This window comes from Roseomonas sp. 18066 (genome assembly GCF_902706185.1).
Classification (GTDB): domain Bacteria; phylum Pseudomonadota; class Alphaproteobacteria; order Acetobacterales; family Acetobacteraceae; genus Pseudoroseomonas.
Genome location: NZ_CACSJM010000372.1, coordinates 1 through 433 on the forward strand (window position 1 = coordinate 1; position 433 = coordinate 433).

The window sequence follows — 433 nt, forward strand, 5'->3', positions numbered from 1 at the left end:
GCGGCGGCGGTGGCGGGACCGAGGGCATCGGCGGCGCGTCCGGCTCCGGCGTTTCCAGCGGTGACAGGGCCCCGGCGCTGGGCGGCGCCCCCACCGGCTCCTGCGTCGGCGGCAGCGGCGGCCCTTCGGAGGAGGGTTGGAACACCACCTCCACCCCCTGCTCGCCCGAGGGTTCCGGCATCGGCTTCTGCTGCGGCCACAGCAGCAGCGCCACGCCCAGCAGGATATGCAGCAGCAGCGAGATGGCCAGCGCCCAGCTCAGCCGCCGGCGCGCCCTGGCGCCCCGCGGTCCCAGCAGCGGGATGGCGGCGGACAGGCTCATGCGGCGGGGCGGCTCACGGGCAAGGCGGGACCTTCGGGACGAAAACGCGCGCCAGATGAAAACGCGCGCCTGACTCTAGGGCGCCGACCCGCCCGCCACCAGGGCCACCCC

Annotated in this window: 1 protein-coding gene; it reads right to left on the reverse strand. The window is 76.2% G+C overall.

Annotated features, from left to right (window positions below):
- Positions 1 to 322 (reverse strand): cell envelope integrity protein TolA (locus GVN67_RS29295; RefSeq protein ID WP_200845459.1); only part of this gene is annotated, 322 nt, incomplete at its 3' end.
- Between the last annotated feature and the right edge of the window lie 111 nt (positions 323 to 433).